This window comes from Martelella sp. FLE1502 (assembly GCF_053484255.1).
This window is the reverse complement of record NZ_JBAKFQ010000069.1, coordinates 1-529: the sequence shown is the minus strand read 5'-3', so window position 1 is coordinate 529 and position 529 is coordinate 1. Positions and strand designations below refer to the sequence as shown.

The window sequence follows — 529 nt, the reverse complement described above, 5'->3', positions numbered from 1 at the left end:
TAGCCGGAGCGCTCGGCAAGGCGGGATTGCTGAGCGGAAAGAAATGATCGACCGCGAGCATAAGCTATCCGTCGTGCGCCAGGCGAAGCTTCTCGGCTTCAGCCGTGGCAGTGTCTATTATTCGCCGCGTCCGGTGTCTGACGGCGATCTGGCTCTGATGCGCCGGATCGACGAACTGCATCTCGAGTACCCGTTCGCGGGAAGTCGGATGTTGCAATGGCTTTTGAGAGGAGAAGGGTTGAATGCCGGGCGGCTTCACGTCGCCACGCTGATGAAGAAGATGGGCATCGAGGCGATCTACCGTCGCCCGAACACATCGAGACCGGCACCTGGGCACAAAATCTATCCCTACCTCCTGCGCAAGCTGGCGGTTACCAGACCCAATCAGGTCTGGGCGATGGACCTGACCTATGTTCCGATGGCTCGCGGATTTGTCTATCTCTGCGCCGTTGTGGACTGGTTCAGCCGGAGGGTTCTGTCGTGGCGACTGTCGATCACGATGGAGGCAGCCTTCTGCATCGAAGCAGTC

The 529-nt window shown here is 59.4% G+C and carries 1 protein-coding gene; it reads left to right on the top strand.

Translation table 11 applies throughout. The features are described 5' to 3' along the window. The coding region (locus tag V6767_RS22710; RefSeq protein WP_448475510.1) for a DDE-type integrase/transposase/recombinase at positions 1 to 529 on the top strand (529 nt) is incomplete at both ends.